The organism is Capnocytophaga sp. oral taxon 902 (assembly GCF_013394735.1).
Lineage (GTDB): Bacteria > Bacteroidota > Bacteroidia > Flavobacteriales > Flavobacteriaceae > Capnocytophaga > Capnocytophaga ochracea.
The window spans coordinates 2,276,795-2,298,899 of sequence record NZ_CP058261.1 but is presented as its reverse complement, the minus strand read 5'-3'; the positions used below and the strand labels follow the sequence as shown (position 1 = coordinate 2,298,899).

The following is a 22,105-nucleotide window of genomic DNA, read 5'->3' as shown; positions in this document are numbered from 1 at the left end:
AGTTATTCAACTTTGCCAAAATTTAAAACTTTGGCAAAGTGCATACTGAAAATTAATTCTCGCGTATCTTTTCTATAATATACTCGTAATGAGTGTAGTGTTTTACAAAATCGAGGTCGGTTACATCAATGATAAGAGAATTCATAGCGGTATTCTTCTGTATGAAATCTAAATAGCCATAGTGTATCTTTTTGAGATAATCGGGGGAGATGTTTTGTTCGTACTCCCTACCGCGCTTCTTGATGTTCTCAATAAGACGGTCGGTATTTTGATAGAGGAATACATACAAATCGGGTTTGATGATTTGGCTATAAAGAATGTAAAAAAGCTTACGGTACAACACAAATTCATCATCGGTAAGAGTTACCTTAGAAAAGATAAGTGATTTGAAGATATCATAATCGGAGACGACGAACTCCTTGAACAAGTCCATTTGTGCCAACTGCTCACACATTTGCTGGTAGCGTTCGGTAAGGAACGACATCTCCAACGTAAAACCGTATTGTTTGGGGTTCTCGTAGAATTTAGGCAAGAAAGGATTATCAGAAAACTGCTCTAAGATGAGTTTTGCATTGAAGTCTTCGGCTATTTTAGTCGCCAAAGTGGTCTTTCCAGAACCTATATTCCCCTCAATAGCAATATACTTATAATTCAAAAACGGTGATTTTTGCGCAGGAAACGACAGCTGGTCGGTAAGGCGTTGCACGGGTGAAGTATCATCGGTAGTGCGGAGGAGTTCGGCAACCGTTTTTTTGAGTACGGGGTGTACTTTGAGGTCATCAATATTTGCTAAGGGTTTCAGCACAAACTTACGGCGGTGCAAAAGAGGATGAGGCACGGTAAGCACTTCGGTATTAATAACTTTATCGTCGTAGAAAAGAATATCGAGGTCGATAGTGCGCGATTGGTAGCCTTTGGAATGAGGCATACGCTCTCGTCCGAGTTCTTGTTCTATTTGCAAGAGCTGTACTAATACTTCCTCAGGTGAGAGAAAGGTACGACATAGCAAGCAGGTGTTCAGGAAAGCTTCCCCTGAAAAACCCCACGAGGGTGTTTCGTAAACAGGGGCTATATCGACAATAGTACCCACCCGCATCGCAATGCCTTCAATGGCTTGTTGCAGGTAAGCTTTACGGTTTCCTAAGTTACTTCCTAATGATATGTAGACATCGTGGTTCAATTAACAATTGACAATTGACAATTAACAATTAACGAGCGCTATTCAACTTTGGCAAAGTATAGGGCGCAAAAGCGACCTTTTTTCATTGATTATTGATTCTGCAAAAATCGCATTATGTTGTCGTAGATGCGGTTCTCTATATCGGAAGTATCGGCGGGGAGGAATTTCTCGCCCATAATATTCTCGTAGAGCTCTATATAACGCTCAGAAACGGATTGTACATACTTATCAGTCATCGTAGGTACTTTTTGCCCTTTTTCTCCTTGAAAGCCCTTCGAAATGAGCCACTGGCGTACGAATTCTTTGGAGAGCTGTATTTGGGGTTCACCGTTTTCTTGTCGTTCGTCATAGCCTTCTTTATAGAAATAACGAGAGGAATCGGGAGTGTGAATTTCGTCGATGAGCACTATTTCGCCATCGCGAGTTTTACCGAATTCGTATTTAGTATCTACTAAGATGAGTCCGTGTTTAGAGGCGATTTCAGTACCGCGAGCAAAGAGTGCGTAGGTGTATTTTTCCATCAATCGATAGTCTTCCTCGCTTACAATTCCTTTGCGAATGAGGTCTTCACGGGAAATATCTTCGTCGTGCAAGCCTTGTTCGGCTTTGGTAGCCGGAGTAATAATGGGGTGTTGTGGGAACATATCGAACTCTCGCAAGCCTTCTGGTAAGGGGACGCCCGATAGTTTGCGCACGCCATTTTTGTAGAGACGAGCCGAGTGTCCTGCAAGATAACCGCGAATGACCATTTCCACTTTTAGCGGTTCGCACACTTGACCAATAGAAACATTAGGGTCAGGAGAAGCAATAAGCCAGTTAGGTACAATATCTTCAGTTTGTTGCAAGAAACTTACAGCCATTTGATTTAATATCTGACCTTTGTAAGGAATACCTTTGGGTAGAATGGTATCGAAAGCCGAAATACGGTCGGTAGCAATCATAATGAGGGTATCATCTTTAAGTTGATACACATCACGCACTTTCCCTCTGTAAACGGATTTTTGTTTAGGGAATTTAAAGTTTGTTTTTGTTATAGTATTCATTTCTGTAAATGGTTAAAAATCTCTTCTCGGTGCAAAGGTACAAAATAATTACAAATTACGGATTACGAATTGTGAAAAAAATGAGTGAAGAAATTGTAATACCTTAAATACCAGAAATGCGAAATAAAGATTAGAAAATTAGCAAATGGTTAATGATTAATGGTTAATGATTAATGGTTAATGATTAATGGTTAATGATTAATGGTTAATGGTTAATGATTAATGGTGAATGGTTAATGGTGAAATTGGGGGAGGATTATACAAAGCTTATAGGATAATCGAACGATGAGTGGTCTTTCAGTGGCTCTACAGTGGCTCTACAGTGGCTCTACAGTGGCTCTACAGTGGCTCTACAGTGGCTCTACAGTGGCTCTACAGTGGCTCTACAACGAACAAAAGACGAAGGAATGACGAACAGAAAACGAACCTACGATGAAGGTAAGGCGAATCTAAGATAGAGATAAAAAGAAGGTTATTAGTGGAGTTCAACTTTGGCAATGTTTGAAACTTCGGCAAAGTTCATACAAAAGACGGTGCAAGCCACACGGGCAGTCGTAGCAGGGCGGGCAAGTAGGAAAAGAATGAACAAAGAAATGATAAAGATTTCTTGTAGTTAATGCGAAGATAGGAGGAAGTTTATGGAAGGTTTTTATTTTTGAGCGGTGAGTTCTTCGTAGCGTTTTAGCACATCTTTTACGTTGCGAATGGATTTCTTTGTCCAATTGATAAGAGTGTTGAGGCGTTCTTCGTCGGTGAGTTGCCAAGCTACTTGGCTACGGCGGAGTTTATCAGTAAGCTGTTGCAGGACAATGGCTACCGCTACCGAGATATTTAAACTTTCGGTAAAACCTACCATTGGAATTTTTAAATATGTATCAGCTTGTGAGAGTACTTGCTGGGAAAGCCCTTCTTTTTCTGTACCAAAGAAGAAAGCACTCTTTTTACTAATATCGAAGTCGTTGAGGAAATAAGCATCTTTGTGTGGGGTTGTTGCCACGATTTGGTAACCTTGGGCACGGAGGGCATCGATACAACTTTGGGTGTCGTTATAGCGGAAGACGTCTACCCATTTTTGAGCACCCATTGCTATTTTGGCATCAAGGCGTTTGCCAAATCGTCCTTCTATGCTGTGTGCTTGTTGTACGCCAAAGACTTCGCAAGTGCGCACTACGGCACTGGTGTTATGCATTTGGAATACATCTTCCATCGCTACCGTAAAGTGATTGGTACGCGCACTTATTACCTGTAAAAAACGTTCCTTGCGTTCTTCGGTAATAAAATGTTCTAAATAGGTGAGTAATTCTTGATTCATAGTTTTTTCTCAAAGGCTTTGCGGGGAGTACCTCTGAAAGTAACTTCACCGCAGTACTTATAGCCTAATTTTTCGAATAGGTGTAACATCGGGGCATTATCGAAATTAGTATCGGCTCGCAAAGAAGGAATGCCTTTATTGTGAGCTATTTCTTCTATCTTTTGAAGAAGAAACTTTGCTAAGCCACGCCCCAAATAGTCAGGCGAAATTGCTACGCGATGAAATACCATAAAGTCGGCATTGGTAAGCCATTTGCCCTTGATAGCCTCATAAGCAGGTTCGTTGTTGATGAGGAGAGCAACATAGCCTAATATTTCGTTGCCTTCTGTGAGTACATAGCCATATTGATGGGCGATATCGTTAGCTATAACCTCTTCATTAGGGTAGCCGTCTTGCCACTGGTTACTGCCATCGGCTTTGCGACGCTGAATAGCAGCAGATAGGATTGCCCAAATAGCAGGAGTATCCTGAGGCATTGCTATTCTAAGCGTTACATTTTCGTTCATTGTGTTACTTGTTACCTATTAAAACCCTGCAAATGTACAAAAAACTTTGCTAATTGCAATATTTTGACTAACTTGCCCCGCTTTTTAGCTTTTGAGAATATGAGTACACCCCCCAATGCCATCGAGGTAACCCACCTCAGCAAACAATATAAAGAAGCCACTAGCCTTGCCTTAAACGATGTGTCGTTTAAGGTGAGAAGAGGAGAAATTTATGGTATTTTAGGACCTAATGGAGCGGGAAAAACTACCTTGATGTCTATTCTTTTTGGGAGTATCAAACCTACGATGGGGAGTTTTTCTATTGTAGGACTTACTTATAAAGATACAAGCCTTAGGTATAAAATAGGGGTGGTTCCGCAAGAATACGCTTTGTATCCTACGCTTACCGCTCGCGAAAACTTGCATTATTTCGGTAGCCTATATGGACTCAAAGGCAAACAACTAAAAGCACTCACTGACGAAGCCCTTGAACGAGTAGCCTTAGCCTCAGTTGCCAATAAGAAAATTGCTCATTTTTCGGGAGGAATGAAACGCCGTATCAACTTGGTGGCGGGTATATTGCACAGCCCTGAGGTGCTTTTCTTGGACGAACCTACAGTGGGGGTGGATGTGCAATCCAAAAATATTATTATCGATTATTTAAAGGAATTGAACAGAGGAGGAATGTCGATACTTTACACCTCCCATCATTTACAAGAGGCACAGGATTTTTGTGACCGTGTAGGTATTTTAAACGAAGGACAATTGCTAAAAGAAGACACGCCTCAAAACCTTATTACCGAAGTGCAAGCATTTAATTTGGAAGAAGCGTTTATTCAGGTAACAAGTAAAAGATAAAAGGTAATAAAAAAAGCTACCGAATTGGTAGCTTTTTTTGTTTATATCTTATTTGATAAAATCTTTGTATTGAGGGTTTAATATTTTATATTCCTCTACTTTCCCGGAAGGGACATAAATGTTGCGCAATAGTGTTTGATTAAATGCCATAGTGCCTATACTAAAAGCATTAGGGTTACGTATGATTACGGTATGCAAATTATCACACTTTGCAAAGGCATTATTTACTATATTGTTTACTGTTTCAGGAAGTATAACACTTGTAAGTCTATTACACCCTGTGAAAGCTCTTGCTTCAATAGTAGTAACGCTCGAAGGAATATCTACATTTTGTAGATGAGTACAATTAGCAAAGGTTTGCGTTTTTATTTTTGTAATCTCTCTTCTTATATTCTCATTCGATACTTCTACACTTGTCAATTTAGTACATAGATAGAAAGCCTTAGCCCCTATATCTTTTACTTTATCCCCAATGACAAAAGTTCTCAACTGGTATGTGAGTTTATTTATTTCTGCGTTAAAAGCATTGTCTGCTATGATTTCTACATCTTTTAGCTTAGGGTCAGTGTTCATATCGATAAAAAGTGTTTTATCATTTTTCCATTTTAGCAATATTTTTCCGTCAGTGCTAAGTTCATAGTCTGTGTCACTCATTTGTTGAGCGGTAAGAGAAATACCGGTAGAAGGCCAACCTGTATTGGTTTTAGGTCCATAGAATATTTTAGCTTCAGTATCGATATAGTAATCACCTTCTACTCCTTGACTCACGGGTTTGCCTTGTCCTGAATATATTTTAGAGCCATCTTTACCAGGAAGTCCTTGTGCTCCTGTAGCACCTGTTTCTCCTTTGTCTCCTTTGTCTCCTTGAGCTTTTATATGAGTATCTTGATTCCCTATAAACCAATTACCATTGTATCCTATATGAGGCGTAAGACCGTTTTGACCGTCTTGACCATTGGTGCCATTAGTACCATCAGTACCCTTTTCTCCTTGGGCTTTAATATGTGTATTCGTTTCACCTATATACCAAAAGCCATTCTTTATTTGAGGTACAGGGGCATCTTTCCCGTCTTGACCGTTGGTACCATTAGCACCATCAGTTCCCGCATCACCTTTTAAGCCTTTTAAAGAAATAGGAGTTCCCCAGCCTTTTGCTGTTTTAGCTCCATAAAGATTGGCTGTAGATAGGTCGAGATAATAATCGCCTATCGTTCCTTGAGAAGCATCAGGCACGCCTATTCCTGAGAGGATTAAGTTGCCACGCTCACCGCGTTCTCCTTTAATTTCTACACGTTCTGTGTCGGTTTTGGTACATTGTACAAACACAAGACCAAGGCAACTTAATATTGCCATAAATAAGAATCTTTTCATACAAATTACTCTTCGATTAGCAGATAATATTAAAAATCGGGCGCAAAGGTACAAAATAAGAAAATACAACAATGCTTTTACGGATAGTCTCTAATATCTTTATCTGTACATCGCCTCTATTTCACGACTATAATTGGCATAAATCACTTTTCTTCTGAGTTTGAGCGAAGGAGTAATCTCATTACGCTCAATAGTGAAAGCCGAAGGCAGAAGCGTAAACTTCTTAATCTGCTCGTAGTCGGGTAGGTCTTTCTGAAATTTTTGTAGTTGCTTACCTATGTACTCAATCACTTGGCTATGCTTTATCATATCTGCCGTGTTTTTGCACTTAATATTGAGGTCTTTTAGTGCTTGTGAGAGCATCTCGTAATTAGGTACAATAAGGGCAGAAACAAATTTCTTACCATCAGCAATCACGGCTATTTGTTCTATAAGGTTATACTTCCCAACCTTGCCTTCAATCATCTGTGGAGCAATGTATTTTCCGTTAGAGGTCTTCATCAGTTCTTTAATGCGTTCGGTGATAAAGAGATTGTTATTCCCGTCCAAATTACCCGCATCTCCCGTGCGTAAATAACCATCAGGAGTAAAAGCTTTGGCGGTTTCTTCTGGGTTCTTGTAGTAACCCTTCATCACCATTCCTCCTTTTACCAATATCTCGTTCTCCTCTCCTATCCGCACTTGTACATTAGGCATCACATTCCCTACCGATTGTGGGTTGATACGATCGTCGCCCCAACAAGATATAGTAGCAGTCGTTTCGGTCATCCCATAACCTAATTTTAGGTTAATACCTATCGACTGAAAGAAACGTCCGATACTAGGTTCGAGGTTTGCCCCTCCACAAGGCATAAACTTAATGCGTCCACCAAGAGCCTCTTTCAGTTTCTTATACACCATTTTATCAAAAAGGTTATAAGCTTTCTGTAATACAAACGACGGTTTCTTACCTTGTTCGCGTAATGCCAATACTCGTTTACCAGTAGCTATTGCCAAGCGGAAGAGCTTACGCTTTACAAATGACGATGCGTCAGCTCGGTCGTGTACGGTGGCAAATATCTTTTCGTAGAAGCGCGGTACAGCACACATCAAGGTAGGACGTACCTCAGCAAGGGCTTCGCGCACTAAGTTAGTATCATCTAAGTAATAAACAGTAACTGCTTTGTAAAGGCAGAAGTACGTCCACGCGCGTTCAAATACGTGCGATAGTGGCAAAAAAGCCAATGACGTATCAGTGTTATCTACGGTAGATAAGCGCTCGGTATGTCCTACCATCTGGAAAGCCAAATTCTCATAAGTGAGCATTACTCCCTTGGGCTCACCCGTAGTACCCGAAGTGTAGATAATCGTAAAAAGGTCGTCTAAATTGCGTTCTGCAATGCGCTTGTCTAACTCTGTATCATACTGCGGACTATTACCGAGTGCCAAAAAGTCATTCCAGTGAATGGAATACTGTTTTTCAGTAAGAGGCACTTCGTTATCACATACCACAATCATTTGCAAAGTGGGGCACTGAGAGGCCACTTCAAGAGCTTTGTGGTATTGCTTTTCATCGCCTACAAACAGCACTTTCACCTCAGCGTGGTTCATCACGTAGAGGGCTTGTTCAGCGGTATTTGTAGTATATATGGGTACCGGAATGGCACGTATTTGCAAGCAAGCAAGGTCGGCAAGCGACCATTGTGGGGTGTTCTGTGCAAGAATTCCTACAGTTTCTTGGGGTTGGATACCCAATGAAAGAAGAGATTTAGATAAAAGGGTTGTGGTACTGCCTAAGGTCTCCCACGTAATACCTTTCCAATGAGAAGAAGCGCCTCTTCCCATCAAAGCGTCTTTCTGTGGGTATTGCTGTACATTATTGCGAAACAGCGATACAAAGTGATAGGCTGTTAAGTCCATTTCGTTATTGAATTAATTAGTCGGGGCAAAAGTATAAAATAATTTTCAATTGACAATCCACGCTCAATAAATAACAAATCCTATGCCACAAAAAGAGGAATAGAGTCTACCTCTATTCCCCTCTTATCTCTCTCTAATATTTTTATTAGTTAAACAAACGCTCGAAGAAGTTCTTGCGCTTTTCATTCTTCGAGTCATCCATTTGGTAAATATCGTCAGATACTGTCACGTTGTTATTATCAACGCCCGATACAGTTTCAGCTGTAAATTTAGTTTGACCCTCTGACATAATACTAATCACAAAGTCAACATAGTCCTTCCCTTGCTTAGCCAAATAGTTTTTAAAGAAACGACTGCTCAATTCTACACCCCCTATTCTCTCCATTTTCAAAAGTGAATCATAGAAAGGTGCCAAATAGTCTTTAATCGCTGCTTCAGGCACCGATCTTCTTCTGCCAATGTAATGTGTAATATTACCCGATGCATCACGACGCATTTCAAAATCAGTAACCACCCAGTAGTATTCTCCTGTTTTAGCTAAGTTCTTAATCACACCCACAAAGTTATTTCCCGCCTTTAAGTTATCCCAAAGAAGCTTAAAAATAAGTTTTGGCATATCGGGGTGGCGTATCAAGTTATGAGGTTGTCCTATGAGTTCTTCAGCAGTGTAGTGTGATACCTCACAGAACACATCATTCACTTTGGTAATAGTACCAACCGCATCTGTTTCACTGATGAGTACTTTGGTCTTATCCCACTGTACTTCACGGTCAATAGGAGTGGGTCTTGCAATTGTAGGTACAGCACTTTTAAATTCTGACATATTATTTTAAATTTTTTAGTTAATCACATAAGTTGCTCTAGATAGTTATTGCACAAACAATCTACCAAAGAAACTCTTGCGTTTCTCGTTTTGAGCCTCATTCATAGTTACAATATCATCTGAAATCACTTGTGTAGTATCTACTGATGATACTTGATTTTCTTCGAAAGACACATTTTCTCTATTTTCATTCATTATATCTATAATGAAATCAATATAATCCTTGCCTTGTTTAGCTAAGTAGTTCTTGAAAAAACGGGTACTAAGCTCCATTCCACCTATCTTCTCAAGCTTCAAAAGCGTATCATAAAACGGTGCTACATAGTTGTCTATTACTCCTTTGGGCACCGATCTACGGCGTGCAATGTAGTGTGTGATATTCCCATCCGCATCTCTACGCATTTCAAAATCGGTGATTACCCAATAATACTCTCCTGATTTTGCTAAGTTCTTAATCACCCCAATAAAGTTATTCCCCAATTTAAGGTTATCCCAAAGCAGTTTAAAAATCAGTTTAGGCATATCAGGGTGGCGAATGATACTATGTGGTTGCCCTACCATTTCCGCAGCACTATAGCCACAAACATTGCAAAACACATCGTTTACATTGGTAATTCGACCATAAATATCAGTTTCACTAATCACTACCAACGATTTATTCCAGTTCACCTCCTTGTCAATAGGAGTAGGACGTTGTACAGTAAGCTTAATGTCTCTATAATCTCTAATCATTACAAAATTAAATTTTGGTTATTATGGCACAAAAGTAATGCTTTTATTTTAATTATATGTATTTTTTTATCAAAAAATTTTCCTTACAACAATCTTCGCCTTTTATTAGTTTGATTTACAGCTTACTATAATAAAACTAACTCCTCTAATCTCTCTCTTCTTATTTGGAAAAATAATACACATTTAGCATTTTTTCTCTCTCTTTTTAATCTTCCACCCTCTTATTTTTGCTCTCCCTCTATCTCTTTGGTATATTTGTTATAGAGGAATGATGCTATCAGTAGCAATACCCCAAGCAGTACAAACACTATGGTCTTATGAAGAGTGTCGAGGTGGGTAGTATCGTAAAAGAATAACTTCAACAGCGTAAAACCTACCAGTATAATACCCGATATTCGCTGGTATTTCTTCCTTTTAAAAATACCCAATACTACCAATAAAATAGCATAACCTCCCCATAAAATTGTAAGACCTAATTTATAATTAGCTACCGATTCATATATATCTGTCCAGTGCAGTAATTCACTGCTAGCAACCCACAAAATAACCAGATGCAACAACATTTCCAATACACGTCTTGCTCCTGTTTTAAATTCCAAAAACTTACTGAGGGCATAAATGCTATTGCCTAATACCACCAGCGAGAGCAAACCCACATATCTAATATTTAAAAACCAAAGTGATAACTGCCCTCCTTCCTGCGCTTCTTCCATATAACGTTCACGCAACTCACTGAAATAGTAGAGCCCCAAGGTCATAAATATAGTCAGTAACAAAAAGTTTAAGCCTATTTGTAGTTCTGCCAACAATTTCTTTTTCAGGTACTTCACGTTCAGAAAACTATAAGCCGAAATAAACAACACACTGTATATAATATGCCATACCCCTTTAAAAGTGTTCAAGTCTTGATATGCCTCATAATGGTTGTAAATCTCAGGGTCTTGATGTAAAGCCCTCATATCGCAAAACACGCTTATCTCTCTGTAAAAAGTGCAATACAAAATAAGTACCGAAAAAATATTGAACAAAAAGCTCAACACTTTATTAAGCGTCCCTGTCTCTTTGTATTTATCATTGATATAAGCCATTGCTCCTACCGCCACACTATAAAGTAACCCTGTAATAAAGAGCGAGTTAGCAAAAGGCGTGATATACGCACTCGCGTCTTCCATATCAAAGATACTATAAGAGCCTTTCCCCCAATCTATCAGCAAACTGAAAGTAGCCAAAATCACTACTGCGTATGAAATTCGCTCGTACACAGGCATTTTTTTAGTACGTCCAAACCCAAAGAGTAACGCAGCTTCGGCTATCCAGAAGATAGTTATCCACGTTCCTTTAAACTGTATCGGGATTACCAAAGTAGCAAATGAGAGTGCCAACACCAAAACTAAGTATTTCAAAGCCTGAGAAGGCGTCTTTTTGAGGTGAAAATAATAACCCACCAAAAAGTGAAATACAGCGTTAAGCAATGTAAACATCGCCACAAAAGTCCGATTATTAGGATAATAATCCAATATAAGCCAAACACCCATCGCGTAGAACGACAAGCTACTAAACAAGAACAAAAGTACATCTACCGCTTCCAATTCCTGTACCCTGTGTATTTTCTGAACTATAAAAGCAATATAGAAAGTGAGGAACGTTACCAAATTAAATACAAAGTAAGGTACAAAATCGTCGTACTGATAAGCCGATGCCCACGTCGAGAACAACAATAGCCAAGTGAGGAACAACGCCGAAATGTACAGTGAACGCCATTGCTTATAAAACGAAAGTATCAGCACACCTATATTAATAATTGCTGTATACATAAATAGGATTTCTACCTGACCCGAGTTATTACTCAAAAGAAAAGGTACCGCATAACCTCCCACAAGCCCTATAATAGCTATCACCACTTGGTTATAGCTCAACGAAGCAAGTACCGTAAAGGCTGTAAAGAGGAACATCAGCACAAAGGCAAGAGATTGCGGGAAATAACCAAAAACAGCATATGCAATAAAGGTGACGAAGTAAAAAATCGTCATTGCTCCACTCACCAAGATAGCACTAAAACTCTCATATTTTTTCTTGAGCATAGCTCCCGTTACAAAAAGCCCTATACCCATTAAGTAACCTAAAACCAAGCGCATTGCAGGGCTGATAAGGTTGTGCTGAATAGAGTATTTCACCCCTATAAACACCCCAATAATAATAATCACTATCCCTATCTTGCTAAACAAGTTTTCACCGATAAATCGCTCCCAGTTAGTAGATTGCTTCGGCTCAAACGGATTTCTCACCTTCTTTTTAGGCGCAAACGGATTCGTTTTTGTACCAAAAGTAATCGGAGGGGTCTCTTGTTTCGGTTGTGAAGTTTCTTGCACCGGTTCAGCAACCGTCGCAACAGGCGTTTGCTTCTCTACAACAGCTGCCGTCATCTCCTCAGCCACAGTATTTATTACGGTTTGTTCCTGAACAGGAGCTACCGTTCCCACAGGGGGAGTCTCTGTTACTGCCTCACGTGTACCCTCAGGCACTGCCGTTTCTGCGGGTACCGCCGAAGTTAATACCGAAGTAGCACGCATTTGGGCTTTCAGTTCCCAAAGCGTTTGCTTTATCTGCTTCATCTCTTTAATGAAGTCGTACTGCCTATCCACAGCACCATCTACCTGAGCCATTAAGGCTTCTAAATCTTTTTCTGATACCATAACTTATAAGTAAAAGCGAAAGCTAATAAGCAATGAAAGCACAAAGGTAACAAAAAAAACTAATTTACCAAAATCACCCATATAATCCTTACAGCATTCACATTTAACGGATTCTCCTCCATTGAGAATATGCAAAAAGTTTTAAATAGGTATGATTGTGGATTGTCCCCCTTTGGAGGAGGAGCGGGGGAGGTAAGTTATAACACCCCTCCCCTACCCCAAACGCCCTTTACCCTAAATTACGAAAGTGCACCCCTACACCTTAGCTTTCGTTTTAATATATCTTTAACACCTCCTAAATGCCTGTCTCTCAACGTTTAATACAGTCTTTGTATACCAATCGTCCAAGATTCGTATAAGCTTCCTATAAGCTTTCTATAAGCTAAGTACACTAAACCATACCTTCAACATCTTTCTAAACCTTTCTAAAATCCTTCCAAAAACTTTCGTTCCTCCTCAAATTTTCACCCCTTTCACTCCCCTTCCCGAGACTTTCAAAGTCCTCCCGAGATTCTCCGAAAAACTCCGGTGTGTCGCTTTTGCACTACAACACTTAGCCAAAGTTTGAACTTTGGCTAAGTTAATTGGCATTACTGACATTATCGGTATTATTGGCATTATCAAAACTCTTATAAAAGAACAAGTAACGGAAAGCATTTTTAAATTCTTCGTAAAAATTTCGTTATATTTTTTTCCAGATTACAAAATTATCCCTATCTTTGCCGATGCAAAATAAGTACATTCACTTATCAAGACTTTTATTTATTAAGAAATTAACTTTATATGACAACATTAGTAATTTTAGCGGCAGGTTTAGGAAGTCGCTTTGGTTCAGACAAGCAGTTAGAAAATATTCACAATGGCAACGCTTTGTTTGATTACGGTATTTACGACGCTCTACAAGCTGGTTTCGACAATGTAGTACTCATTATCCGTCGTGAAATCGACGATTTAGCACGCCAACACTTAGAAAATCGATTCAATAATGTGCCCATTACTTATGTATATCAAGACGATTTTAACCCAAAAGGCATCGAACGTAAAAAACCTTGGGGTACAGGGCACGCTATGCTTTGTGTAAAAGAGTTTGTAAAAAACCCATTCCTCATCATCAATGCCGATGATTACTATGGCAAAGAAGGCTTTCGTTTAATGTACGAAGCACTCAATGCTGGTAAAGAAAAAACGTTCTTTTCAGGAGGATATCTACTGAAAAACACCCTTAGTGAAAACGGAACTGTTTCACGCGGTATCTGCGAAGTAGACGCCAATCATCACCTACTCTCTATCAACGAAGCTACCAAACTGCGTAAAATTAACGAAACTACTGCCGTAGACGAAGCTACAGGCGCCGAGTATCCCCTAAGCACCTACGTATCTATGAACTTCTGGGGGTTTACTCACGAAGTATTGGATATAGCCGACCGTTATTTCAAAGAATTTGTAGCCGAACATAAAGATGACCCTAAATCCGAATTTTATATCCCTATGGTAGTACAACACGCCATTAAGGATTACGGATATAAATTAGAAGTATTACCCAATCACGACAACTGGTTCGGTATGACCTATCACGAAGACCTCGCAATGGTACAAAACGAAATACAAAAACTCGTAGATAAAGGCGAGTACCCTGATAGGTTCTAATTCAAGTGAAGACTAAAAAGATAACAACTTTCAACTTTGCCAAAGTTTGAAACTTTGGCAAAGTTCAATAATAAAATGTTTAACCCGTAAGAGATAATAAGTTTTTTTTACTTCTTATCTCTTACCTCTTACCTAAATAAAAATGAAAGAAATAGCCAATCAATTTAACTTAAAAGGAACCCTCCTTTCTGTGGAACCTTATGGCAACGGACACATCAACCGTACGTATCTGGTAAAAACCACCGATACAAATTATATCCTTCAAGGGATTAACAGCAATGTGTTCAAAACCCCCGACTGCATTATCAAAAACATCGAACTGCTCTGGGAAACTGAACCCAACAATCACATCATTCTCCCGATGATGAAAGCTAAACAAGGAGGATACTCCGTAAATGCCGAGGGCATTGTATGGCGAGTATTCCCTTTTGCAGAAGGCTATACTTCTTATGAATTCATCGAAGCTCCTTGGCAAGCCGAAAAAGCTGCCACCGCCTTTGCAACTTTTATGAAAACCTTTGCCAATATCGATACCTCTCGATTGCAGGCTACCATTCCTAATTTCCATAACGGAGATTTACGCTTCCAACAACTCGAAGATGCTTACGCTCAGGCAACACCTGCACGCAAAGACAAAGCTGAAAAGCTATACGAATTTGCGCAAAAACACAAGGTAATTTTCGACCTTATCCAAAAAGAAGTAGACGAAAAGCGTATTCCTATACGCGTAACCCACAACGACACCAAAATCAATAACGTACTCATCAATAAATCCAATCCCGATGATTTTAGAGTAATCGACCTCGATACAGTGATGCAAGGTATCTTACTGTACGATTTCGGCGATATGGTACGCACTTCGGTAAGCCCTACCGAAGAAAACGAAGCCGATGAAAGCAAAATCGTTTTCAATACCGAGTTCTTCGAAGCGCTCTGCAAAGGTTATTCAGTAATGAACCCTGTGATGACTCCCTCAGAGAAAAAACACATCGTCGACGGAGCCAAATATATGATATTCATTATCGGTATCCGTTTCCTCGCCGATTATTTTAACAACGATGTGTACTTCAAAACCTCATATCCTGAGGAGAATTACATTCGTGCCCGCAATCAATTTGTCCTTTTCCAACGTTTGGAAGACAAAGAAAAAGAACTCAGAGCGATTGCTAAAAAATACTTTAAATAGGTAATAAAAACTTTTAGTTTGAAACTTTGCCAAAGTTGAAACCAAGCTAATTTTTAATTTAAAATCTATTTTTTTACTATGAGAAATGTTTTTATAACCTCCCTTTTACTTATTTTGCCACTATCTACGTTTGGACAATCTCCATTCTCAGTGAAAAAAGTAGGAGAAAAAGGAAGTCCTATTTTGTTTATTCCAGGACTTGGCTGCTCCAGCGATGTCTGGCAAGAGACTGTATCTGCTCTGATCACTAACCACACTTGCTACCTGCTTACCTTAGCGGGGTTTGGAGGAATTACCCCTGTAAAGAATCCAAGTTTGGACTATTGGACAGATGCCATTATCTCCTATATCAAAAAGGAGAACATCCAAAAACCTACGATTGTAGGGCATAGCTTAGGGGGCATCCTTGCTATGAAAATAGCTGCTAAAGCCTCTGACCTACTTGATAGAATAGTGATTGTAGATGCTTTGCCTTGCTTGCCTTTGCTTTCTGATCCTAATTTTAAGATAACACCTAACAAGGATTGTACTCCTATGATTAAGAAACTTACAGCAATGTCTAAAGAAGACTTTGAGCGTTCGCAAATGGCTTCAATGATGTACTATACAACAAAGGAAGCCAAGAAGCCTACCATCGTTCAGTGGAGTGTAGCCTCAGATAGGGAGACCCTCGCCAAACTTGTGTGTGAAATCTCTAATACAGACCTCAGAGAGGAAATAAAACAGATAAAAGTGCCTGCCTTAGTGCTCTTAGAGTCCGTATTTACTTATTCAAAAGACAACATAAGAGATCAATATCAAAATTTATCTTTGAGAGACCTTAGATATGCCAATAAAGGGCTCCACTTTATTATGTATGATGACTTTGATTGGTATTTGACTCAGCTAAAATCCTTTATAAGATAAGAAATATATTGTCTCTACAAGAAATATCTATTAGAATTGTCTTTGACAGCACTCCCTTTTTCCATTATATTATTTAATTAAGTAATTTCTAAACAAAACTAATAACTAAAATTAAAACTATATGAAACACTTAGAACAAAAGTTTCAAGAAGTTTTCGGTGCTCCTGCCGAAAAACAATTCTTCGCACCAGGACGTGTGAATCTCATCGGTGAACATACCGACTACAATGGCGGTAATGTGTTCCCTTGCGCTATCGACAAAGGCACTTACGGTCTCGTAAAAAAACGCAATGACCGTAAATTCCGTATGTATTCTGAAAACTTTGCTGACCTTGGCGTAATGGAGTTCACTCTCGACGAACTTACCAACGACAAAAAACACGATTGGGCTAACTACCCAAAGGGTGTGATTAAAATGTTCCTCGAAGCAGGACAAAAAATCGACTCTGGGTTTGATATTCTCTTCTCTGGGAATATCCCTAATGGCGCAGGGCTTTCTTCTTCTGCTTCTATTGAGATGCTTACCGCTATTGTGCTAAAAGACCTCTTCCACCTCTCTATCGACCCTGTGGAAATGGCGCAATTAGGCAAGAAAACTGAAAACCTATTCATTGGGGTAAACTCTGGTATTATGGACCAATTTGCGGTAGCTATGGGTAAGAAAGACCACGCTATCCTCCTCGATTGCAACACACTCAAATATGCCTATGTCCCTGTGGTACTTAAAGATGAGGTAATCGTGATTGCCAATACTAACAAACGCCGTGGTCTCGCCGATTCTAAATATAACGAACGCCGTGCCGAATGTGATGAAGCCTTAGCCGAATTGCAAACTAAATTGCCTATTAAAGCCTTAGGAGAACTCTCTATTGAACAATTTGAAGCCAACAAAGACCTCATCAAGAGTCCCGTTCGCCAAAAGAGAGCTAAACACGCAGTATATGAAAACCAACGTACTCTTAAAGCACAAAAAGAGCTTTCAGCAGGTAATTTAGCTGAGTTTGGTAAATTAATGAACCAATCGCACATTTCTTTGCGCGACGATTATGAAGTAACTGGCGTAGAACTCGATACTTTGGCTGCTCTTGCTTGGGAACAACCTGGCGTAGTAGGTTCACGTATGACGGGAGCTGGCTTTGGCGGTTGCACTGTAAGCATCGTGAAAAAAGACAAGGTAGACGACTTCATTAAAAACGTAGGCGAGGCTTACAAAAACAAAATAGGTTATGCAGCCGATTTCTATATCGCTTCTGTAAGCGACGGCGCTAAAAAACTATAAACAAGACAAAGTATGATAACCATCAACAAAAGCCTGTTCGGTACTCACAACGGACAGGCTGTCTATCAATATACCTTACAGAATGCGAACGGCTTTCGCGTGTCTGTTTTGAACTTAGGCGGTACTATTACCGAAATAGCTGTAAAAGATAAGCACAACGTACTGAAAAACGTAGTATTAGGCTATGCGCATTTGGAAGATTACATAGGTAATAGTGCCTATAATGGAGCTACCATAGGGCGCACTTCAGGGCGTATTCACAACGCTGCCTTCACTATCGACGGGAAAACGTATCACCTATTTAAAAACAATGGTGAAAACTCATTGCACGGTGGTAAAGAAGGTTTTAGCAGTAAACTCTTTGAAGTAAAAGAGCTCGCTAATGGCTTGGAAATGCACTACACAAGTCCTGATGGTGAAGAAGGCTACCCTGCAAAAGTAGATTTCAAAGTGATTTACACTATCACTGATGACAACAGTCTGCACATTGCTTACGAAGCCGTTGCCGATGCTAAAACCTACCTCAATATCACCAACCACAGTTATTTCAACCTTTCAGGTGATATGGAAATGAATGGCGATACCCAAGTACTACAAATCGCTGCTGATAATATTTGTGAATTGGCAGAAGGATTAATACCTACGGGTGATTACATAGCTGTAAAAGGTACTACTTTCGACCTCCGCAAAGGTAAAGTTATCGCTGAGGGTATTGCCGAAGGACACCCTCAATTCAAAATCACACGTGCCTACGACCACCCCTTTGTGCTCAACCACAGCGGACTCAAAGGTGCTCCTCAGTTGGTATTACATTCTCCTCACAGTGGTATTACTATGGAAGCCTATACTACCCAGCGTGTGGCTGTGATTTACACTGGTAACTTTTTAGATGATGTTCCTGTATTCGATAAGGTATGTACTGCCAAAGAAAAACCATCAAAAAACCCACGATTTGTAGGTGTAGCTATTGAGATGCAAGATTTCCCCGATGGTATCAATCAGCCGAAGTTTGGGGTAAAACCCTTAGAAAAAGGGGAAGTGTACAAGCAAGAAACCGTTTATAAGTTTCTTATTAAATAACAAATAGTCTTGTTAATTATTAATTGATAATTATTAATCGTGAAAGTTTATATTGAAGTAGAAAAGCTCATCAGTTATGCGGTACTTCATAACTTGGTGAAGGAAGACGACCGTATTCTTGTTACCAATGCTGTTTTGGAAAGTATTGGTTGCGATAGTTATACCGAGTTTACAAAAGAAGAGCAAGCTCAAATCGCTAAAGAGGTAGCCCAGATAACTTATCCTACGGAAGTACTCGACCGCTTAGTGCAGTGGGCAGCTGAGAACGGCACCCTCACTACCGATACGCTTACTTTCCGCGACCTGCTGAACTCTAAGATTATGGGACAGGTATTACCTCGTACTTCTGTGATTCGCAACGATTTTTGGCATACTTACCAAAGGAGTAAAGAGCAGGCAACCCAACAGTTTTATGAGCTGAACAAGCAAAGCAACTACATACGCACCGATAGGATTTCTAAGAACATTCTGTGGGAACACAATAGCCCTTATGGCAATTTAGAAATTACTATCAACCTTTCTAAGCCGGAGAAAGACCCTCGTGATATTGCTGCCCAAAAAGATGTAATAGCAACTAACTACCCAAAATGTTTGCTCTGTAAAGAGAACGAAGGCTATATGGGGCGTGTGAATCACGCTGGTAGGCAAAACTTGCGCACGATTAAGCTGGATTTAGCCAATGAGGAATGGTTTTTCCAATACTCCCCTTATATCTATTACAATGAGCATTGTATCGTCTTTTCGAGTGAGCATCGCCCAATGAAGATTGACAAAGCTTGCTTTGAGCACGTATTGGGCTTTGTAGAGCAGTTCCCTCATTACTTTCTCAGCTCTAATGCCGATTTACCTATTGTGGGAGGCTCTATCCTCTCACACGACCACTTTCAAGGTGGGCGACACGTTTTCCCTATGGAAAAAGCTACCATAAAAGAACGTGTGAGTTTTAAAGGTTTTGAAGATGTGGAAGCAGGCATCGTAAATTGGCCTATGAGCGTATTGCGATTGCGTGGTGAGAAAGACCGCCTCATCGCCTTAGCCGATGTCATCTTGCAATCGTGGATAAACTACAGCGATGAATCATTAGGCATCTACTCGCATACTGAGGGTGTGCGTCACAATACGGTAAACCCTGTGGCACGTTTTAAAAACGGCAAATATGAACTCGATTTAGCTTTGCGCAACAACCGTACGGATACTGAGCACCCTATGGGGATCTTTCACCCTTACGAACATCTGCACAATATCAAAAAAGAGAACATTGGGATTATTGAGGTGATGGGCTTAGCGATTTTACCTGGTAGGTTAAAGACTGAAATGGCGAGTATTAAAACCTTGCTTGGTGAAGCTATTACAGCTGGTAACGCTTTCAGCACTGTATATACCAAAATGAACGCTGACTCTGCTTTGCAAAAACACACTCAGTGGTTAGAACGTTACGTGAGCTCCTGCCCTACTCCACTTTCCATAGAGAACTTAGATAACTTTATTAATAGAAGTATAGGCGATACTTTCTGTGAGGTGTTGGAGAATTGTGGCGTGTTCAAACATACTCCAAAAGGAGAAGAAGGTTTTAGGAGATTTATTGCTCAGGCTCAAGTTTAGGTAAAAGGTAAAAGATAAAAGGTAAAAAAATAAAGTATATTTAAGGGACGTTTTATAAACGTCCCTTTTTTAATAAGAAAGGCAATAATACAAGAAACGCCAATAATGCCAAAAATACCGATAATGCCAGAAATAATCAACTTTGGCAAAGGTGCGAGCCGCACAGGCAGTCGTAGCACGATGGGCTATTAACTTTGCCAAAGTTTTAGATAAAAAAGCGATGTATTGAGTACTGTTAGAAGGATTCGGAAGAAAACGGAATTTTTCAGAAGAGAGCTGAGAGGGATTTTGGTAAAAAAAGGCTATTAGGAGGGTGTGGTTAGCTTATAGAGAGCTTATAGGAAGCTTATACGAATCTTGGACGATTGGTATAGAAAGGGTATATAAGTGGTTGATTCATAATATAATACAACAGTGCTAAAAATGTTAAAAACGGGGTTTCGAGGCGAAAGAAAAAGGAATAGGCAATAGGTCTTAGGCCATAGGCACTAGGGGATAACATCCCCCTTTACACATACTCCGCTCTCGCGGACTTCCGTTCAAAGGGGGAATGTAGTGACGAAAAAGGGAAGTAATGACGAGGGACGAATGACGAATGAACAAGGACGGGTGGAAAATTAGAAAATGAAAGAATTAGTAGATGAGAATATTAGAGAGGCTGTCTTGGAGAGGCTCTGAGTACCTTTAGTAACTCTAAGGACTAATTGCTAACAACCGTGAATAATTTAGACATTAGTTGTCTGTGGATAATTGTGCTTTACCTTTTGTCTTTTAACTGATAATAAACAACTTATCTATTAAACAATAAAAATAAATGCTAAAATATTTGCGTAGTATAAAAAATAGTCGTAATTATGCACCGAAAATAAAGACATATTAAAAGCGTTAGCTTTTGTTCTGTTGTCTGAAAACTGGAAACTTTCACCGCAACGCAGTTCAAAAGGGTTAATGCTCTTCGCCTATGGCGTGAGTTATACCTGTTTTTGTGTTGCAAGGTGATCCAGTACCTCAGACAGCAAAAGAAAAAGTATTTACTCACGCTTTTTCTATTATATACATATTCAAAAAAGCGTTAGCTTTATTCTGTTGTCTGAAAACTGGAAACTTTCAATCGCAACGCAGAATATAGGTTAGCCTGAGAGCAAAGGAAGCACAGATGTGCCTTCCTTTGCCGTATGCAACTTCTCTTCTAAGAATAAAGACTTCTTCGCTTGTCATTAAAAATGAAATTAATTATTAAATATATTTACTAATATGAAACACTTATTATTTTTATGCTTTACATTATTTAGCTTTGTAGCTTACTCACAAGACCTTATTACTACTAAAAAAGGTGAAGATATTCAAGCTAAGGTCTTAGAAATAAATACTTCTCAAGTGAAGTACAAAAAAACAGATAACTTAGAAGGACCTACCTACACAATTCTTAAATCAGATGTTCTAATGATACGTTATGCCAATGGTTCAAAAGATATTTTTGCTGAGAGTTTTCGTACCATTAAAAAAGAAACAATGGAACCTAAACAAGAAGAAATAATAGTAGAAGTTGAGCAAGACACTATAAAAAAGACTATTACCCAAAAAGGTAGAGAGTTTTATCTAAATGGTCAATTAATTAGTGGAGGAGAAATGAAAAATTTCCTCTATAAAGATCCTGAAGCTAAGAGACAATGGAAAGGAGCACAAGGCTTCCAAACTGGACAAATTATTTGTTCCATATCTTCAGGCATTTGCCTTACTACAAGTGCTATTATGTTATTAGCAAGTGAAACAGAAAAAAGTAGCGATAGTAAACAAAACGAAATGAATTACAAAGCATCTCTATATCCTTTAGTTCCAGCATTAGTTTTTATGATTCCAGCAGGCATATTCAATGGTCAAAAGAAGAAGTTAAGATTAAGAGCTATTGAAACTTATAACCGAAATCAAGAAAAAAAGTTTGGAGTTTCTCCTATTATAGGTACTGATAAAGTAGGGTTAGTTATACGATTTTAAACAACTTTATAATT

General features: G+C 39.3%; 20 protein-coding genes. 10 read left to right on the top strand and 10 right to left on the bottom strand.

All coding sequences use genetic code 11. The features are described from left to right. Nucleotides 1-52: 52 nt before the first annotated feature. Both folK and HW278_RS09830 read right to left on the bottom strand, forming a co-directional pair. Complete coding sequence (folK, locus tag HW278_RS09835) at nt 53-1,180, bottom strand: 2-amino-4-hydroxy-6-hydroxymethyldihydropteridine diphosphokinase (protein WP_178977697.1); 1,128 nt, start codon at nt 1,178-1,180, stop codon at nt 53-55. 89 nt (nt 1,181-1,269) lie between these two features. Beyond that, the gene (locus HW278_RS09830) at nt 1,270-2,223 is read right to left on the bottom strand and encodes a phosphoribosylaminoimidazolesuccinocarboxamide synthase (RefSeq protein ID WP_009411722.1); all 954 of its coding nucleotides are present in this window, start codon (nt 2,221-2,223) and stop codon (nt 1,270-1,272) included. Nucleotides 2,224-2,508: 285 nt separating this feature from the next. Between HW278_RS09830 and HW278_RS12740 the strand changes: the two genes are divergently transcribed. Next, a complete protein-coding gene (locus tag HW278_RS12740) occupies nt 2,509-2,634 on the top strand; it encodes a hypothetical protein (protein ID WP_255493609.1) in 126 nt (41 codons plus the stop codon). Nucleotides 2,635-2,872: 238 nt separating this feature from the next. On the opposite strand, the gene HW278_RS09820 is transcribed toward HW278_RS12740, so the two are convergent. Together HW278_RS09820 and HW278_RS09815 are read right to left on the bottom strand one after the other, a co-directional pair. Next, on the bottom strand, nt 2,873-3,535 hold the full coding sequence (locus HW278_RS09820; protein WP_178977695.1) for a TrmH family RNA methyltransferase: 663 nt from the start codon (nt 3,533-3,535) through the stop codon (nt 2,873-2,875). Continuing rightward, nucleotides 3,532-4,041, bottom strand: a complete 510-nt coding sequence (locus HW278_RS09815; protein WP_178977694.1) for a GNAT family N-acetyltransferase — start codon at nt 4,039-4,041, stop codon at nt 3,532-3,534. Before HW278_RS09815 ends, HW278_RS09820 begins: the two co-directional genes overlap by 4 nt. 99 nt (nt 4,042-4,140) lie before the next feature. Here HW278_RS09815 and HW278_RS09810 point away from each other — a divergent pair, with 99 nt between their 5' ends. Next, on the top strand, nt 4,141-4,878 hold the full coding sequence (locus HW278_RS09810; RefSeq protein WP_178977693.1) for an ABC transporter ATP-binding protein: 738 nt from the start codon (nt 4,141-4,143) through the stop codon (nt 4,876-4,878). A gap of 48 nt (nt 4,879-4,926) precedes the next feature. On the opposite strand, the gene HW278_RS09805 is transcribed toward HW278_RS09810, so the two are convergent. The 5 genes from HW278_RS09805 to HW278_RS09785 all read right to left on the bottom strand — a co-directional run bounded on the left by HW278_RS09805 (nt 4,927) and on the right by HW278_RS09785 (nt 12,396). Beyond that, entirely contained in the window at nt 4,927-6,249 is a 1,323-nt protein-coding gene (locus tag HW278_RS09805) for a leucine-rich repeat domain-containing protein (protein WP_178977692.1), read from the bottom strand. Nucleotides 6,250-6,348: 99 nt separating this feature from the next. Then, a complete protein-coding gene (locus tag HW278_RS09800; RefSeq protein ID WP_178977691.1) occupies nt 6,349-8,148 on the bottom strand; it encodes an AMP-dependent synthetase/ligase in 1,800 nt (599 codons plus the stop codon). A gap of 145 nt (nt 8,149-8,293) precedes the next feature. Beyond that, the gene (locus HW278_RS09795; protein WP_128090923.1) at nt 8,294-8,971 is read right to left on the bottom strand and encodes a PAS domain-containing protein; all 678 of its coding nucleotides are present in this window, start codon (nt 8,969-8,971) and stop codon (nt 8,294-8,296) included. Between the two features lie 45 nt (nt 8,972-9,016). Further along, the gene (locus HW278_RS09790) at nt 9,017-9,703 is read right to left on the bottom strand and encodes a PAS domain-containing protein (RefSeq protein WP_009422490.1); all 687 of its coding nucleotides are present in this window, start codon (nt 9,701-9,703) and stop codon (nt 9,017-9,019) included. Between the two features lie 221 nt (nt 9,704-9,924). After that, nucleotides 9,925-12,396 carry a DUF2339 domain-containing protein gene (locus HW278_RS09785; RefSeq protein WP_178977690.1) on the bottom strand — a complete coding sequence of 824 codons (2,472 nt, stop codon included), beginning with the start codon at nt 12,394-12,396 and terminating at the stop codon, nt 9,925-9,927. A 571-nt stretch (nt 12,397-12,967) separates the two neighbouring features. Here HW278_RS09785 and HW278_RS12270 point away from each other — a divergent pair. The 7 genes from HW278_RS12270 (at nt 12,968) to HW278_RS09755 (ending at nt 20,096) form a co-directional block, all read left to right on the top strand. Then, nucleotides 12,968-13,132 carry a hypothetical protein gene (locus HW278_RS12270; protein ID WP_009411712.1) on the top strand — a complete coding sequence of 55 codons (165 nt, stop codon included), beginning with the start codon at nt 12,968-12,970 and terminating at the stop codon, nt 13,130-13,132. A gap of 47 nt (nt 13,133-13,179) precedes the next feature. Next, a complete protein-coding gene (locus HW278_RS09780; RefSeq protein ID WP_178977689.1) occupies nt 13,180-14,043 on the top strand; it encodes an NDP-sugar synthase in 864 nt (287 codons plus the stop codon). 142 nt (nt 14,044-14,185) lie between these two features. Continuing rightward, nucleotides 14,186-15,229, top strand: a complete 1,044-nt coding sequence (locus tag HW278_RS09775; protein WP_178977688.1) for a phosphotransferase enzyme family protein — start codon at nt 14,186-14,188, stop codon at nt 15,227-15,229. A 78-nt stretch (nt 15,230-15,307) separates the two neighbouring features. Beyond that, nucleotides 15,308-16,135, top strand: a complete 828-nt coding sequence (locus tag HW278_RS09770; RefSeq protein WP_178977687.1) for an alpha/beta fold hydrolase — start codon at nt 15,308-15,310, stop codon at nt 16,133-16,135. 121 nt (nt 16,136-16,256) lie between these two features. Beyond that, nucleotides 16,257-17,414 carry a galactokinase gene (locus HW278_RS09765; protein WP_009412982.1) on the top strand — a complete coding sequence of 386 codons (1,158 nt, stop codon included), beginning with the start codon at nt 16,257-16,259 and terminating at the stop codon, nt 17,412-17,414. A 12-nt stretch (nt 17,415-17,426) separates the two neighbouring features. Further along, nucleotides 17,427-18,494, top strand: coding sequence for an aldose epimerase family protein (locus HW278_RS09760; protein WP_178977686.1), 1,068 nt, complete (start codon nt 17,427-17,429; stop codon nt 18,492-18,494). Nucleotides 18,495-18,533: 39 nt separating this feature from the next. Then, the gene (locus tag HW278_RS09755; protein WP_178977685.1) at nt 18,534-20,096 is read left to right on the top strand and encodes a UDP-glucose--hexose-1-phosphate uridylyltransferase; all 1,563 of its coding nucleotides are present in this window, start codon (nt 18,534-18,536) and stop codon (nt 20,094-20,096) included. A gap of 69 nt (nt 20,097-20,165) precedes the next feature. On the opposite strand, the gene HW278_RS12735 is transcribed toward HW278_RS09755, so the two are convergent. After that, nucleotides 20,166-20,297, bottom strand: coding sequence for a hypothetical protein (locus HW278_RS12735; RefSeq protein WP_255493607.1), 132 nt, complete (start codon nt 20,295-20,297; stop codon nt 20,166-20,168). 1,053 nt (nt 20,298-21,350) lie between these two features. Here HW278_RS12735 and HW278_RS09750 point away from each other — a divergent pair. Continuing rightward, on the top strand, nt 21,351-22,091 hold the full coding sequence (locus HW278_RS09750) for a hypothetical protein (protein WP_178977684.1): 741 nt from the start codon (nt 21,351-21,353) through the stop codon (nt 22,089-22,091). The last annotated feature ends 14 nt before the right edge of the window (nt 22,092-22,105 follow it).